The sequence below is a fragment of the Brevibacterium ammoniilyticum genome (genome assembly GCF_038429965.1).
GTDB classification, from domain to species: Bacteria; Actinomycetota; Actinomycetes; order Actinomycetales; family Brevibacteriaceae; genus Brevibacterium; species Brevibacterium ammoniilyticum.
The window spans coordinates 1-14701 of the sequence record NZ_BAABNP010000016.1 but is presented as its reverse complement, the minus strand read 5'-3'; the positions used below and the strand labels follow the sequence as shown (position 1 = coordinate 14701).

The following is a 14701-nucleotide window of genomic DNA, read 5'->3' as shown; positions in this document are numbered from 1 at the left end:
CCGGTATCCACAGGCTCTCATTCGACTCTCGACACCGAACGCGGGGCGCGCCCACGCTGGAGGCCCTCACGCACAGCGTGCGGTTCCGATTCCGAGGAGGAGAACATGAGCACAGACACCCCGACCGACACCACCGCGGTGACCGAGAACGCTGCACCGGGCGACGGAGCAGACCCGCCGAACGCGATCGAACCCGATTGGGGCCCGGACACGGGAGCGACGACCGCCGAGTACGCGATCACCACGTTGGCCGCCTGCGGCTTCGCCGCCCTGCTCGTCGTCATCCTCAAGTCCGAACCGATCAAGGAACTCGTCACCGGCGTCATCCAGACGGCCCTCGGCCTCGGGAGCTGAGATGCGCTCCCGCGAGCACGACGGCGCAGAGCCGGGGGACAGAGGGACTGCGACGGCGGAGTTCGCCGTCGTGCTGCCGGCCCTCGTGCTGCTCATCGTCGTGCTCGTCGGGGCCGCAGGCATCGGCTTCGCTCAGCTGCGGGCCTTCGACGCAGCCCGCTCGGCCGCCCGGGAGATCGCCAGAGGCGAACCGCGGGCCGCCGTCGTCGATGAGGCGAAGAAGCATGCGGGCAAGGCTGCGACAGTGCGCGTGGGCACCGACGGCGGCTACGCGAGAGTCACGGTCACGATCCGTCTGCCCGAGGCGATCTTCTTCCTCGACGAGGTCGAAGCGGCAGCGACCGCGCGCACCGAAGGAGGACGCTCGGATGAGGGAGGCGATCCGGGATGACGAACATCGTCATCGGACTGTGTGCGCTCATCCTGTCCCTCGTCACCGCGATCGGGGCGCTCTCACAGGCCTTCGCCGCGCACAGCACGGCACAGGCGGCCGCGGATCTCGCAGCACTTGCCGCTGCGGACGCGGTGCGGGGAACGGCGCCCGGCGACCCGTGCGAGATCGCGAAGGAGGTGAGCAGACGCAACGGAGCCACGATGCGCGACTGTCGTGCCTCGGCATCCGAGCAGAGCGCCTTCGTCGAAGTCTCCGTCGACATCCCCGGCCCGCTGCCGGCAGTCAAGGAGAAGGCCGTCGCCGGGAAGTGAGAACGCGCTCACCCGAGGACGGTGCGCAGCAGCCGCAGGGCCGCCTCCTTGTCCAGGGGTTCGTTGCCGTTGCCGCACTTCGGTGACTGCACGCACGACGGGCACCCGTCGACGCATTCGCAGGCCGCGATCGCATCCCGGGTGGCGCCGAGCCATTCCTCGATGACCTCGCTGCCGCGTTCGGCGAAACCGGCGCCGCCGGGCAGCCCGTCGTAGACGAACACCGTGGCCATGCCGGTGTCCGCATGCAGTGCCGTCGAGACCCCGCCGATGTCCCAGCGGTCGCAGCCGGCGAAGAGCGGCAGCAGCCCGATCGAGGCGTGCTCGGCGGCATGGACGGCTCCGGGCAGGTCCGGGCGGAGGATCTCCGCGGCTTCGAGGAGGGACTGCGGAACGGTCCACCACACGGCCGAGGTGCGCAGGGTCCTCTCCGGCAGGTCGAGATCATGTTCGGCGATGATCGCCCCGCCCCGCTTCGCCCGCATCCGGTAGGCGACGACATGATCGGTGACATCGACGGTGCCACTGGCCACGCTCACCCCCGACGGCAGAGTGCGCTGGGCTGCGGTGTCGACGATGGCGATCTCAGTGGTCGAGCGCGGCTGCGTCGTGTAGTCGACGTCCGCCCGTTCGACCAGGGCGATGCGCTCCTCGAGGTCGAGGTCGGCGACGAGGAAGTCCGTGCCTTGATGGGTGTAGACGGCTCCCGGATGCGCGCCCGTATGCGCCCCCGACTCGTCGACCGTGCCGAGCAGGGTGCCGGTGGAGGCTTCGACGAGCCGGAAGAGTCCGCCCCCGCCACCGCGGATGTCCGAGAGCTCGGTGGCCGGTTCGTCCTTCGCCCAGAACCACCCGGTCGGTCGGGACCGCAGCAGTCTGCGGTCGACGAGGTCGGCGACCACCTCGGCGGCATTGTCGGGGAAGTGGACGAGATCGGCGGGAGTGAGCGGCACCTCGGCCGCGGCCGCACACAGGTGTCCGCCGAGCACATGAGGGTTGCCGGGATTGATGACCCCGGCGTCGACGGGGGCGTCGAAGATGACCTCGGGATGGTGGACGACGTAGATGTCGAGCGGATCGTCGCGGGCGATGAAGACCGCCATCCAGCGCTGCCCGGCACGCCCGGCCCGACCGGCCTGCTGCCACAGGGAGGCCAGCGTGCCCGGCCAGCCGGAGATGATGACGAGGTCGAGACCGGAGATGTCGACGCCGAGCTCGAGCGCATTCGTCGACGCCACGGCCAGCAGCTGCCCCGAACGCAGCGACGACTCGAGCATCCGCCGCTCCTCGGCCAGGTACCCGCCCCGATAGGCCGCGACCTTGCCGGTCAGCGACTCGTCGACCCGACCCACCTGCTCGCGCACGGTCGCAGCGAGGGTCTCCGTGCCGCGGCGGGAGGCGATGAAGGTGATCGACCGGTAGCCGGCGCACATCGCATCGGTGATGACGTCGGCGGCTTCGGCCATGCCCCCGCGACGATCCCCGGCAGCCGAGAGCGGCGGCTCCCACAATGCGAAGCTGCCGGCGGCGCGTGGGGAGGCGTCCTCGGTCACCGGGTGGGCGGGCCGTCCGGTGAGCCGGGCGAAGGCGATATCGGGTTCGGCCATCGTCGCTGACGCCCCGATGACGACCGGATGCGCCCCGTAGTGGGCGGCGATGCGCAGCAGCCTGCGGAGGATGAGGGCGACGTGGGAGCCGAAGACTCCCCGGTACCGGTGCGCTTCGTCGACGACGATGTAGCGCAGCGATTTGAACAGGCGGGCGAACCGTTCGTGCTGCGGCAGGATCGAGCGGTGGAGCATGTCGGGGTTGGTGAAGATGATGTTCGCATGCCGTCTCGCCCAGTCCTTGGCCGCCTGCGACGTGTCACCGTCGTAGGCGGCGGGACGGACCCCGCGCACAATGAGCTTCTCGAGCTTCGTCAGCTGATCGGCCGCGAGCGCCTTCGTCGGGGCGATGTAGATCGCCGAGGCGGTGCGCAGACCGTCCCGGGTCGCCTGGATCGATTCGATCACCGGCAGCCAGAATCCCAACGACTTGCCCGACGCGGTGGGGGTCGCGATGACGACGTCCTCGCCGTCGCGGGCGGCCTGGGCCGCCTCGACCTGGTGGCGCCACGGTGTGTCGACCCCGATCGCATGGGTCGCTTGCCGCAGCTCCTCATCGACCCAGTCGGGCCAATCCGCGTCCTCCTCGACGCGCTGCGGGATGTCGCGAAGATGGACGATCCGATCATCGCGGACACCGAATCCCGAGACGATGTCGTGAAGAGCGGAGGAGGACATGGATCGATTATCTCCCACCGGCCTCTGGCTAGGATTCAACTGTGACCGATCAGACGCGAGAACTCACCGACGCCCAGTTCGCCGCCGCCGAAGCGCTCGGCGCCCGGCTCTATGCCGCCGGGTACACCGAACCGTACCTGCGGCAGTTCTGGGGCGGACCCGTCTCCGATGCGCTCGCCCGCAACAATTCCGCCCCGGCCCTCCATCACTGCCGCCGGGTCCTCGATGAGCGAGTTCGCGAAGTGCTCGGTGCCGGCGGAACCGCAGGCATCCGCGTCACCGCAGACACCGGCGTCACCGCCTCCGACCCTCAGTTCCCCGAACTCAGCGCCGAGGAACGACTCGCCGCCATCGCCGTGACCTTCTGGCTCAAGGAGGCACTGCCGGCCGTCGTCCTCGCCGCGGCCTTGGGCGATGATTCCTATGCCGCGGCCCGCGACCTCGGCCTCGTCGAGGAGGTGCGCCCCGACGGCGTCAACCTCAGGGCCCGCGCCCCGTTCGCCCTCACCCCCTACGACCTGCCCGTCGGCGTCCCGCGCGGTCTGCGCCCCGGCGATGAGAACCTCTACCTCGTCGCCGACCACGGCACCCTGACCTCGCCCGAGGTCCTCGACGGCGACTTCGTCCTCGGCCTCGGCGGTGCCGGCCGCACGCTCGTCACCCTCACCCCTCGGGAACATGTGAGCGTGGCCTGCGACATCGGCACCGGCTGCGGCATCCAGGCCCTCCTGCTCGCCCGCCACGCCGACCGCGTCATCGCCACCGACATCTCCGCCCGGGCCCTGCACCTGACCGCGCTGAGCGCCGGCCTGGCCGGCGTGCGCACGATCGAGCTGCGGCAGGGCTCGCTGCTCGACCCCATCGACGAACCCGTCGACCTGCTCGTGTCCAACCCGCCGTTCGTCATCACACCCCGCACCACCGCCGCCGAGGCGGTCATCCCCGACTTCGAGTACCGTGACGGCGGCATGAGCGGGGACCGCCTCGTCCGTGAGCTCTTCGCCGCCGTCCCCGGCGTGCTCGCCCCCGGAGGTCGAGCCGTGTGCCTGGGCAACTGGGAGACGACCGCCGATTCGGCCGACGGGCCGGAGGTCTGGGTGGAGGACCCAGAGACCTCGGTGCTCGTCATCGAACGCGAAGCCCTCGACCCGGTCGCCTACGCCGAGACGTGGATCCGCGACGGCGGCATCCCGCGGGCGAGTGCCGACTGGGATGCCGCGACCGCGGAATGGCTCGACGACTTCGCCTCCCGCAACGTCACCGGAATCGTCTTCGGCTACGTCCTCCTGCACCGGGCAGATAACGATTCCTCATCGCTTTCGCCCGCCGAGGCGGAACCCCGCCCCGATGCCCGGCCCGCGGTGCGCGAGAGGGTGAGGATCACCTCGGCGACGGCGACCAATCCCCACGGAATCAGCGCCTTCCTCACCACGGTCGAGGCCCTGCGCACGTGGCTCGCGGCCACCGGCGACGAGGAGTTCGCGACGACCGCGTTCACCCGCTCACCCGACCTCGTCGAGCACCGCCACCACGTGCCGGGGGAGTCCGACCCGAGCTCGATCACGCTCGAGCAGGGCATCGGCTTCGGGCAGGTCTTCGACCTCGACACCGCGCTCGCCGGCTTCGTCTCCGTCGCCGACGGAACGCTGACCCTGCGCCAGACGGCCGCGGCACTGGCCCAGCTCCTCGACGTCGATCCCACCGCGCTGGAAGCCCAGCTCACTGCGCAGGTGAGAACCCTCGTCGCCGCCGGTGCGCTGCTGCCGGGCGACTCCTGAGCGGGCCTCCTCCCGGTCTCCCCGCCGAGGCGGCGGGACCGATGCGCTTGCGTGGCCCGATGAAGATGGCAAGCGAACAACAGTGTTACATTGGGCCGGATCGTCCAATCCGTCGATCATCTCAGCGCCGCAGACGGCGCAGCGCCATGGAAGGAATGAGTGAACGTGGCCACAACCGAGAAGAAGCCCCGTCGTCTCGTCATCGTCGAGTCCCCGACGAAGGCGCGCACGATCGTGGGGTACCTCGGCGACGGTTATGACGTCGAAGCATCCGTCGGACACATCCGCGATCTGCCGACGCCTTCGGAGCTGCCGGCCGACATGAAGAAGGGGCCCTACGGCAAGTTCGCCGTCGACGTCGACAACGGCTTCGACCCCTACTACCGCGTCGACCCCGGCAAGAAGAAGAAGGTCACCGAACTCAAGCGCCTGCTCAAGGACGCCGACGAACTCTATCTGGCAACGGATGAGGACCGCGAGGGCGAAGCCATCGCGTGGCACCTGCTCGAGGTGCTCAAGCCGAAGATCCCCGTCAAGCGCATGGTCTTCCACGAGATCACCCCCGAGGCGATCGCCCGGGCGCTCGAGAACACCCGCGAGATCGACATCGACCTGGTCGACGCCCAGGAGACCCGCCGGGTCCTCGACCGCCTCTACGGCTATGAGGTCTCCCCGGTGCTGTGGCGCAAGATCCGTGCGGGACTCTCCGCCGGCCGCGTCCAGTCGGTGGCGACCCGCCTCGTCGTCGAACGCGAACGTGAGCGCATGGCCTTCGTCTCCGCCGACTACTGGGATCTCGACATCGACCTCGGTCTGCCCGACGGGTCGAACCCGTTCGCGGCGAACCTCACCACCCTCGACGGCTCCCGCGTGGCCAGCGGCCGCGACTTCGACGACAAGGGACAGCTGAAGACGAAGTCGGCGGTCGTCGTCGACCAGGCCCGCGCCGAAGAGCTCGCGACCCTGCTCTCGGGTCCGGCGAAGAACGCTCTGACCGTCACCGCCGTCGAATCCAAGCCGTACTCGCGGCGGCCCGCGGCCCCGTTCACGACGTCGACGATGCAGCAGGAGGCCGGCCGCAAGCTGCGCATGAGCGCCCGCCAGGCGATGCGCACGGCACAGTCGCTCTACGAGCACGGCTACATCACCTATATGCGCACCGACTCCTCGGCGCTGTCCGGTCAGGCCATCTCAGCCGCCCGCCGGCAGGTCACCGAACTCTACGGTCCCGAGTTCGTCCCCGAAGCGCCCCGCCAGTACTCGGGCAAGCAGAAGTCGGCGCAGGAGGCCCACGAGGCGATCCGGCCCGCCGGTGACTCGTTCCGCACCCCCGCCCAGGTCGCGAAGTCGCTCAACGGCGACGAGTTCCGGCTCTACGACCTCATCTGGAAGCGCACCGTCGCCAGTCAGATGGCCGACGCGAAGGGCAAGACCGCGACGATCCGGGTCGGTGCCGACCTCGGCGACGGCCATGAGGCGGGCTTCAGCGCCTCGGGCACCGTCATCACCTTCCGCGGCTTCCTCGCCGCCTACGAGGAGGGTCAGGACGCGAGCCGGTACGACACGAAGTCCGGCGAATCCCGCCTGCCGCAGGTCGAGGAGGGCCAGAAGCTCTCCGTCGTCTCCGTCGAAGCCGACGGTCACACCACGGCACCGCCTCCGCGCTTCACCGAGGCGAGCCTGGTCAAGCAGCTCGAGGAGCTCGGCATCGGCCGTCCCTCGACGTACGCTTCGATCATCTCCGTCATCCAGGACCGCGGCTACGTCACCTCACGCGGGAATGCGCTCGTGCCCAGTTGGCTCGCGTTCTCCGTCGTCCGCCTCCTCGAGGAGCACTTCACGGAGCTCGTCGACTACGAGTTCACCGCCGACCTCGAATCCGAGCTCGACCGGATCGCGATGGGCGAGGAGGACCGCAAGGCCTGGCTCGCACGCTTCTACTTCGGCGCCGAGGGCTACGACCGGGAAGGGCTCAAGGAGATCGTCGACGACCTCGGCGACATCGACGCCCGTGAGGTCAACACGGTTCCCATCAGCGAGGGCGTGGCGCTGCGGGTGGGCCGGTACGGTCCCTACCTCGAGGTCGCCTCGGCGGTCGAGGGCGAGGACCCCAAGCGGGTGTCCCTGCCCGACGACCTCGCCCCGGACGAGCTCACCGCAGCCAAGGCTGCCGAGCTCATCGAGACCCAGGGTGACGGTGACCGTGAACTCGGCGTCGACCCGGAGACCGGGCACACGATCGTGGCGAAGAACGGCCGGTTCGGCCCCTACGTCACCGAGGTGCTGCCGGAGCCGGAGGAGAAGCCCAAGCGCGGTGCGAAGAAGCCCAAACCGCGCACGGGTTCCCTGTTCAAGTCCATGGACGTCGGCACGATCGACCTCGAGACCGCGCTCAAGCTCCTCAGCCTGCCCCGCATCGTCGGCCAGGACGAGGAGGGCACGGACATCACGGTGCAGAACGGCCGCTACGGCCCGTACCTGAAGAAGGGCACGGATTCGCGGTCGCTGACCGATGAGGAGCAGATCTTCACGATCACCCTCGACGAGGCCCTGGCGATCTACGCCCAGCCCAAGCAGCGGGGCGGACGGACGGCGAAGCCGCCGCTCAAGGAGCTCGGCGAGGACCCGGAGACGAAGAAGCCGATGGTCGTCAAGGACGGTCGCTTCGGTCCCTACGTCACCGACGGGGAGACGAACGCGACCCTGCGCAAGGACGACGACGTCGAGACGATCACGCCTGCCCGCGGGGCCGAACTCCTCGCGGAGAAGCGTGCGAAGGGACCGGCGAAGAAGAAGGCACCGGCCAAGAAGGCGCCCGCGAAGAAGACGTCGGCGAAGAAGACCACTGCGGCCAAGACCACGGCTGCGAAGAAGACGACGGCTGCGAAGAAGACGACGGCGAAGCCGAAGACTCCCTGAGGATCGGCGTGTGCGCCCACGCTGCGGCGATTGTCCGCCCACTCGCGGGTGAACCTCGCCCGGGTCTCACCCGCGAGTGGGCGCTCAATCCTGGGCGCGCCGGCAAAAGGGCGCAGGAACCCGAGGGATCAGGTGCGGAGCAGTGTGCTCAGCGGTGTGATCGGGGCAGGTCGCCGTCGGCGCTGATGCTCACAGCACGTGCTTGGCAGCCTGCTCGGGCAGGGCGGTGAGCTCCTCGGGGGTCGGTGAACTCGGCGTGAGCGTGTGTGCACGGCCGTAGTAGGAGGCGAACGCCTCGGCGACGGCATCCACGGTGATCTCCGGATGGATCTCGCTGATCGCCCCACCCGTGGCCGGATCCCAGTCGACCCCGAGGGCGGCTTCGACGTCGGTGAGCACGGCCCGGATCGGGTCGGGGTCGGTGACGACGACCGAGGACGAGAACAGCCATGCCCCGGAGACGACGCGCTGCGCGGTGCCGATGGCCTTGATCCGCCCGGCGACGTTGACGCTGTACTCGCCCGGGCAGTATTCGCCGGGGATCTCGCCGAGGCGGGCGTCGACACCCAGGCTCCGCAGCACCTGCGCGTAGTCGGCTCCGAAGGAGCTGAAGCGCTTCGTCGTGTCGGTGATGAAGGAATCGCTGGGTTCGATGTGGTCGATGACGAGGGACCCGGGATGGTAGGCGGCGGCGCGGCCGCCGAGACTGCGCAGGGCCGGGGTGAACCCGTGGGCGCGAGCGGCCTCGACAGCGGCGGGGAACCCGGGGAGGAAGCGGTCCCTGGCCCCGAAGGCGAGCGTCGGGGCAGGACGGTAGAGGCGCAGGGTCGGACCTCTGCGACCGGTCTTGACGGAATCGAGGAGGACACGCGCGAAGGCGAGTTCGTCGATCGCCGACATGCCCGCTGAGTCGACGAGGTCCATCGTCGGGGTCTGGGGTGAGCTCTCAACTGCCACGGCTCCAGAGTAGAGGATGGGCGTACGCGAAACCGGGTGGCGGGCGGACAGGCGAGGCCTTCCAAGAGATATGTCAGAAGCTGCGGATAGGGTAGTGGCGTGAGCATGTTGACGACTACAGGACATCGACTTCCCGGCGCTCCTGGCCGGTTGGTCACCGAAACCGCGGTCTGGGGCGCTCTCATCGTCCTCGCTGCGATCAGCTACGTCGTGGCCGGCACCAGCGGGTACCTCACGACCGTCAGCGGTCGCGGGTTCACGATGATCGGGGAGATGATCGGGGCCGGCGAGTTCGACAACCAGGCCGGCAGCCTCTCCCTCCTCATCGTCTTCGTCCTCGCCGGTGCCGGGCTCTTCATCCCGGCCAAGGTCTTCGCCCGCCGCGGTCCCGCCGTGCGCAAGCTCGCCCTGAGCCTGTCCACCGTCGCCGAGGCTGTCCTCCTCATCGTCCTCAGCCTCGCCCCGAGCGCGTGGCTGAGCTGGGTGGCGGCCCTCGTCCTCGGTGCTGTCGTCGGCCTGCTCATGAGCCTGACCCCGTTCACGAACGAGAAGCCGTGGCGCCGTGTCGGGGTGCCCGCCACCGTGCTCCTCTTCCTCGCCTGCTCGTTCCAGATCATGGGCGGTGCGGCCGCGGGCACACAGGCGCTGGGCTGGATGAGTCTGCTCGTCGGCGTCGCCCTCGTCATCGGTGCCGTGATGATCTACCTCACCCCCGAACGCGCCCTCCACGCGGAGACGGCGACGACCGGGGCCTTCCCGATCGCGAAGGCCCGCGTGGCCAGGCCCCCGGCGTCGATCGAGAAGCCGTGGGTGCCGATCGCGCTCTTCGGGGTCCTCGGCGCCGCGTTCATCCTCGCCCAGCCCACCGCCGTCGAGCACAGCTTCGGTCAGGCCGGGTACGCGCTCATCCTCGTCGTCGCCCTCCTCGGCTGGGCGATCGGCTTCGAGATGGGACCGACGTTCGCCCCCGGCATGTCCCGGCCCCGCGTCTCCGCGTTCGCCCTCGCCGTCTCCGGGCTCCTCCTCGTCGCCACCGGTGCGATCGACGAACTCTCCGGCAAGGTCGTGCTCACCGGGGTCGTCGCGTTCCTCGTCGGCATCGGCGTGCGCTCACAGGTCTACGACTTCTCCCGCCGCATCGGCGCCGTCGGCGGCGGTCTCATCGCGCTGCTCATCAACGCCGTGAACATCACCGTCGACCCGATCGGCACCGCCCCGATCTGGGCGCTGCCCCCGGCCGACGTCGCCTTCGTCCTCATCGGGCTCGCAGCCCTCGTCGCCGGCATCGTCGGACTCTTCGTCTTCGACCCGCACGGCATGCAGGGACTGTCCGTCGACATCGTCCACGGCTTCCGCCCCCACGCGCAGTCCGAGGATGCGAGCAAGGACGGCGTCGGCGCACTCGCCGACCGCTTCGGTCCCGGATTCTTCATCGCCATCGAAGGCGGCGACGGTTCGGGCAAGAGCACCCAGATCGCCCGCCTCTCCCGAGCGCTGGCCGACGAAGGCTACAGCGTCGAATCGACGCGTGAACCCGGCGGCACCGAGCTCGGCCGGCAGATCCGGTCCGTGCTCTTCGACTCCGACCCCCCGAGCCCCCGCACCGAGGCGCTCCTCTTCGCCGCCGACCGCGCCCACCATGTCGCCTCCCTCGTCGACCCGGGTCTCGACGCGGGCAGCATCGTCATCACCGACCGCTACATCGACTCGACGGTCGCCTACCAGGCCGCCGGCCGCGAATTCGATCCGACGACGATCCTCGCGCTCAGCCGCTGGGCGACCGAGGGCCTCATCCCGCACCTGACGATCGTCCTCGACATCGACCCTGAGGTCGCCGCTGAGCGGATGAGCGCCCGCGGAGAGAACAACTACCTCGACGAGGAGAACCAGCCGTTCCACCAGCGGGTGCGCCAGACCTACCTCTCCCGCGCGCAGAAGGACCCGGAGCGCTACATCGTCCTCGACGCCGCCGTGCCCGCTGATCAGCTCTCCGCTGAGATCCTCACCGCCGTCCATGCCCGCCTCCCGCACACCCTGACCAAGGGACGTTCCCTCGCCGAGGCGGACCGGGCGTCCCAGCCCACCCGCCGGTCCGCCGCGGAGCCGGTGCCTCCGGTCGCCGAAGCGGAACCGCAGACGGATGTCGTATCCGAGGAGTCCGAGACCATCGTCTTCGGGACGCCTGGCCCGGTCGATGGCGCCGCCCCGCTCACCGGTGCCTCCGCCGAGGCGGCCGGTCGCGAGTCGAGTGCGACCCCAGCTGCGAGCACCGGTGAGCTCGAGGATGACGACGAGCCGCGAGCGCGTTTCATTCCGGTCTCTGATGAGCGCATCACTCCGAGCGCGGGACCCGATGCCGATGATGACGGGGACGCGACCGATCGTGTTGACCTCGGCGCCGACCTCAGGGACGAGGAGGACAACGAGGCTGTTGTCGTCGAACGTGAGGAGATCGAGGAGGACTCGACGACCGCTGCGCCGGATGCTGCCTCTGCCGATGACGGAGCCGCGTCCGATGACACTCCGATCGAGGACGACTCGGTGTCCGAGAACTCCGCGGAGGAGGCCGCGACGACGGTTCTGCCGGCTGGACGATTCACTCCGAGCGCACCGATGACCGACGAGGACGACCCCGATGAGGCGCCGACGACGGTCATCGACACTTCGGGTGCCGAAGGCTCGGCGGACGACGCCTCGGCGGCAGGCGAAGCCGAGACCACGGTGCTGCCGGCCCGCAGCGCCCGGCAGATGAGCCGCGAGCGGCTGCAGGCGCAGGCCGAGATCGAACGCCAAGCCCGTGAGCGGGTCCGCCGGCAGCGTGAGCGCAACCGGAGCCGGGGACGCGGACCGGAGGGGACGCGGTGAGCGTCTTCGACGAACTCGTCGGCCAGGACGACGTCGTCCGTCAGCTCGAGTACGCGCTCCACTCGCCCGGGGCGATGACGCACGCATGGCTGTTCACGGGCCCTCCCGGGTCAGGGCGGTCGAATGCCGCCCGCGCCTTCGCGGCCGCGCTCATCTCCGGCGGTGAGGCACCCAACGAGGTCACCGACCGGGTGCTCAAAGGCCACCACGAGTCGCTGACGATCATGTCGACGCAGAAGTCCGTCATCGCCATCGACGAGGTGCGCGAACTCGTCGGCCGGGCGCAGTCCGCGCCGGTGAACTCGCCGTGGCGGGTCGTCATCATCGAAGACGCCGACCGGATGACCGAACGCACTGCCAACGTCCTGCTCAAGGCGATCGAGGAACCGCCGCCGGCGACCGTGTGGCTGCTCTGCGCGCCGAGCCCGATCGACGTGCTTACGACGATCCGCTCCCGGTGCCGTCCGGTGCGGTTGCGGATCCCTTCGCGCGAAGCGGTCGCGAGTCTCCTCATCGACCGCGACCACGTCGATCCCGAACGTGCGAGGTGGGCGGCCGCGGTGGCCCAGAACCACATCGGGCGTGCGAAGTACATGGCGCTGAGCGAGTCGGCCGCCGACGAGCGACGGAAGATCCTCAAGATCCCCGGTCAGCTCACCTCGGTGGGGGCGACGATCCGCTTGGCCGGTCGCATCGTCGAGGAGGCCGCGGAGACGGCGAAGGCACGCGTCGAGGAGCGCAACGCGAAGGAGCGCAGCGACCTCATGGACACGCTGGGCATCGCCGGAGAGAAGACGATCCCGCCGACGGCTCGGGCGCAGATCCGCAAGCTCGAGGAGGAGCAGAAGCGGCGGTCGGTGCGTGCCCGCAACGACGAACTCGACCGGATCTTCCTCGAGCTCATGAGCCTCTACCGGGACATCCTCATGTTCCAGCTGGGCATGCGCGATGGGTGGATCAACGCCGGTGAGGACGATCTCATCGCCGAGCAGGGCAACAAGGACACAGCGGACACGACGCTGCTGCGCATCGATGCGATCGCCGAGGCGCGGCGGCGTCTGCAGACGAACATGTCTCCGGTGCTCATCGTCGAATCGGCGTTCGTCCTGCTCTCGAACCCGTGGCTCGCGCAGAACCGCGACGGCGCCGCCTGAGTGCACCGGCGGTGTCTTGAAGCAGTCCGAGCGCTGAGGCCGGCCGAGCGCTGAGGTCAGCGGGGTGCGGGGTGCTCAGTCTTCGTCGAGGAGTTCGCCGACGAGGGCGGCGGTGAGTTCAACGCGGCGGGGTATCCACACCTGAAGGGCGTGTTCGGTCCGGGCGTGGGATCCGCCGCCCACGGTGCCCAGCCCGTCGAGGGTCGGGGTGCCGACTCCTGCCGTGAAGTTCCCGTCCGAGCCCCCGCCGACGGCGACCGAACGCAGCGGCGGATGACCGAGGCCTGCCGCCAGGCGCTGGGCGCGGGCGTAGAGGCCCATCGCCATCTCCTCTTCGAGCGGTGCCCGGTTGATGCCGCCGCGCAGGTGGAGCTTCGCTCCGGCCACGGTCGGGGTCAGGGAGCGCAGCTCCGCGTCGATGCGCTCCTGTTCGTAAATGGTGGCCGCGCGGGAGTCGATGCCGACGACCGCCTCGGCGGGGACGGTGTTCGTCGTCGATCCGCTGCGCATGACGGTGGGTACGACGGAGGTGCCGACGGCGGGGGAGTGGAGGGCGGCGATGCTCACGACCTGGTTGGCGATCTCGACGGTCGCGTTGATGCCCTTCTCGGGTTCGACTCCGGCGTGGGCGGCGAGGCCGTCGACTTCGAGTTGGTAGATGGCGACGCCTTTGCGGGCGATCTTGACCGAGCCGTCGGGGGCGCCGCTTTCGAAGACGAGGGCGGCCTTGGCGCCGCGGGCTTCGTTCTCGATGATCTCGCGTGAACCCGGGGAACCGAGTTCCTCGTCGGAGGTGATGAGGACGCTCACCCCGTCGAGGCTGCCGCGTTCGGCGCGCAGCTGGGCCATGGCGTAGAGGGCGATGAGGATGCCGCCCTTCATGTCGTCGGCGCCCGGGCCGCGGACGACGCCGTCGGCGGCGGAGAACGGGAACGACTTCAGCGTTCCGGTCGGCCAGACGGTGTCGTGGTGGCCAATGAGGACGACTTCGCGGTCGCCGGTGCCGAAGCGCCAGAGCAGGTGCGGGTGCCCGTCGGTCTCGATGACGTGCGGGGCGGCGCCGAGGAGGCCGGTGCCGATACGGGAGATGAGGCGGGCGCTGCGGGCCAGCGACTCCGGGTCGTGGGAGAACGATTCGCATTCGATGAGCGCTCGGAAATCGCTCATGAACTCGGTGGAATCGAACTCTCTCACGGATGCGGTCCTCTCGGCAGGGTGGTGGTGTCCTCCCAAGGTTAGCGGGTCCGGGCGGTGTGACACGTGTCGCACCCGCGCTGACCAGGGAACGAGGCGGTTCGCCGAGGTGCGGGGAGGGGATCCGTTCGGTCGGTGAACGTGCTGGTGAGCGTACCGTGGAGGTTATCGGTGGGCCCCGGAGGCGTCCCCGCGGGGACGCGATCGCCGTTTTGACCGGTGGCGCACCCATTGGCTAGAGTTGGTGCGGTTGCCGCCTTAGCTCAGTCGGCAGAGCGATTCACTCGTAATGAATAGGTCGCGGGTTCGATTCCCGCAGGCGGCTCGGTGACCAGGCCGGATACTCAGGTATCCGGCCTTTGTCATATCCGGATGACACGATTACGACACGCATTAGGGGTTATAGGGGGTTACAGGACAAAAAGTGTGTCTTTCCCGGGCGCGTCACCCGCTTCGTCCTCCCCACCCCTTCTGGATCCCGATGCCGTCT

Annotated in this window: 10 protein-coding genes and 1 tRNA gene; 8 read left to right on the top strand and 3 right to left on the bottom strand. The window is 69.4% G+C overall.

Translation table 11 applies throughout. The features are described 5' to 3' along the window. The first annotated feature begins 105 nt into the window (after nt 1-105). From AAHA49_RS15275 to AAHA49_RS15265, 3 genes are read left to right on the top strand one after another with little or no spacing between them, the layout of a single operon-like run. Nucleotides 106-354, top strand: a complete 249-nt coding sequence (locus tag AAHA49_RS15275) for a DUF4244 domain-containing protein (RefSeq protein ID WP_339393272.1) — start codon at nt 106-108, stop codon at nt 352-354. Between the two features lies 1 nt (nt 355). Next, nucleotides 356-745: a TadE family type IV pilus minor pilin gene (locus AAHA49_RS15270; RefSeq protein WP_339393273.1), complete on the top strand. Its 390-nt coding sequence runs from the start codon at nt 356-358 to the stop codon at nt 743-745. Then, on the top strand, nt 742-1059 hold the full coding sequence (locus tag AAHA49_RS15265; RefSeq protein ID WP_339393274.1) for an Rv3654c family TadE-like protein: 318 nt from the start codon (nt 742-744) through the stop codon (nt 1057-1059). The genes AAHA49_RS15270 and AAHA49_RS15265 overlap by 4 nt, the downstream gene beginning before the upstream one ends. A gap of 8 nt (nt 1060-1067) precedes the next feature. On the opposite strand, the gene AAHA49_RS15260 is transcribed toward AAHA49_RS15265, so the two are convergent. Continuing rightward, complete coding sequence (locus AAHA49_RS15260; protein ID WP_339393275.1) at nt 1068-3344, bottom strand: DEAD/DEAH box helicase; 2277 nt, start codon at nt 3342-3344, stop codon at nt 1068-1070. Nucleotides 3345-3385: 41 nt separating this feature from the next. Between AAHA49_RS15260 and AAHA49_RS15255 the strand changes: the two genes are divergently transcribed. Further along, nucleotides 3386-5122 carry a methyltransferase gene (locus AAHA49_RS15255; protein ID WP_339393276.1) on the top strand — a complete coding sequence of 579 codons (1737 nt, stop codon included), beginning with the start codon at nt 3386-3388 and terminating at the stop codon, nt 5120-5122. Nucleotides 5123-5287: 165 nt separating this feature from the next. Beyond that, nucleotides 5288-8041, top strand: a complete 2754-nt coding sequence (gene topA / locus AAHA49_RS15250; RefSeq protein WP_339393277.1) for a type I DNA topoisomerase — start codon at nt 5288-5290, stop codon at nt 8039-8041. A 189-nt stretch (nt 8042-8230) separates the two neighbouring features. Here topA and AAHA49_RS15245 read toward each other — a convergent pair whose 3' ends face one another. Then, a complete protein-coding gene (locus AAHA49_RS15245; RefSeq protein WP_422614443.1) occupies nt 8231-8965 on the bottom strand; it encodes a lipoate--protein ligase family protein in 735 nt (244 codons plus the stop codon). Between the two features lie 183 nt (nt 8966-9148). Between AAHA49_RS15245 and tmk the strand changes: the two genes are divergently transcribed. Together tmk and AAHA49_RS15235 are read left to right on the top strand one after the other, a co-directional pair. Next, entirely contained in the window at nt 9149-11863 is a 2715-nt protein-coding gene (gene tmk, locus AAHA49_RS15240) for a dTMP kinase (protein WP_342038888.1), read from the top strand. Further along, entirely contained in the window at nt 11860-13017 is a 1158-nt protein-coding gene (locus AAHA49_RS15235; RefSeq protein WP_339393279.1) for a DNA polymerase III subunit delta', read from the top strand. The genes tmk and AAHA49_RS15235 overlap by 4 nt, the downstream gene beginning before the upstream one ends. Nucleotides 13018-13092: 75 nt before the next feature. Here AAHA49_RS15235 and AAHA49_RS15230 read toward each other — a convergent pair whose 3' ends face one another. Beyond that, on the bottom strand, nt 13093-14211 hold the full coding sequence (locus tag AAHA49_RS15230; protein ID WP_339393281.1) for a M20/M25/M40 family metallo-hydrolase: 1119 nt from the start codon (nt 14209-14211) through the stop codon (nt 13093-13095). A gap of 252 nt (nt 14212-14463) precedes the next feature. On the opposite strand from AAHA49_RS15230, the gene AAHA49_RS15225 reads away from it, so the two are divergent. Further along, nucleotides 14464-14536 (top strand) — tRNA-Thr (locus AAHA49_RS15225). The last annotated feature ends 165 nt before the right edge of the window (nt 14537-14701 follow it).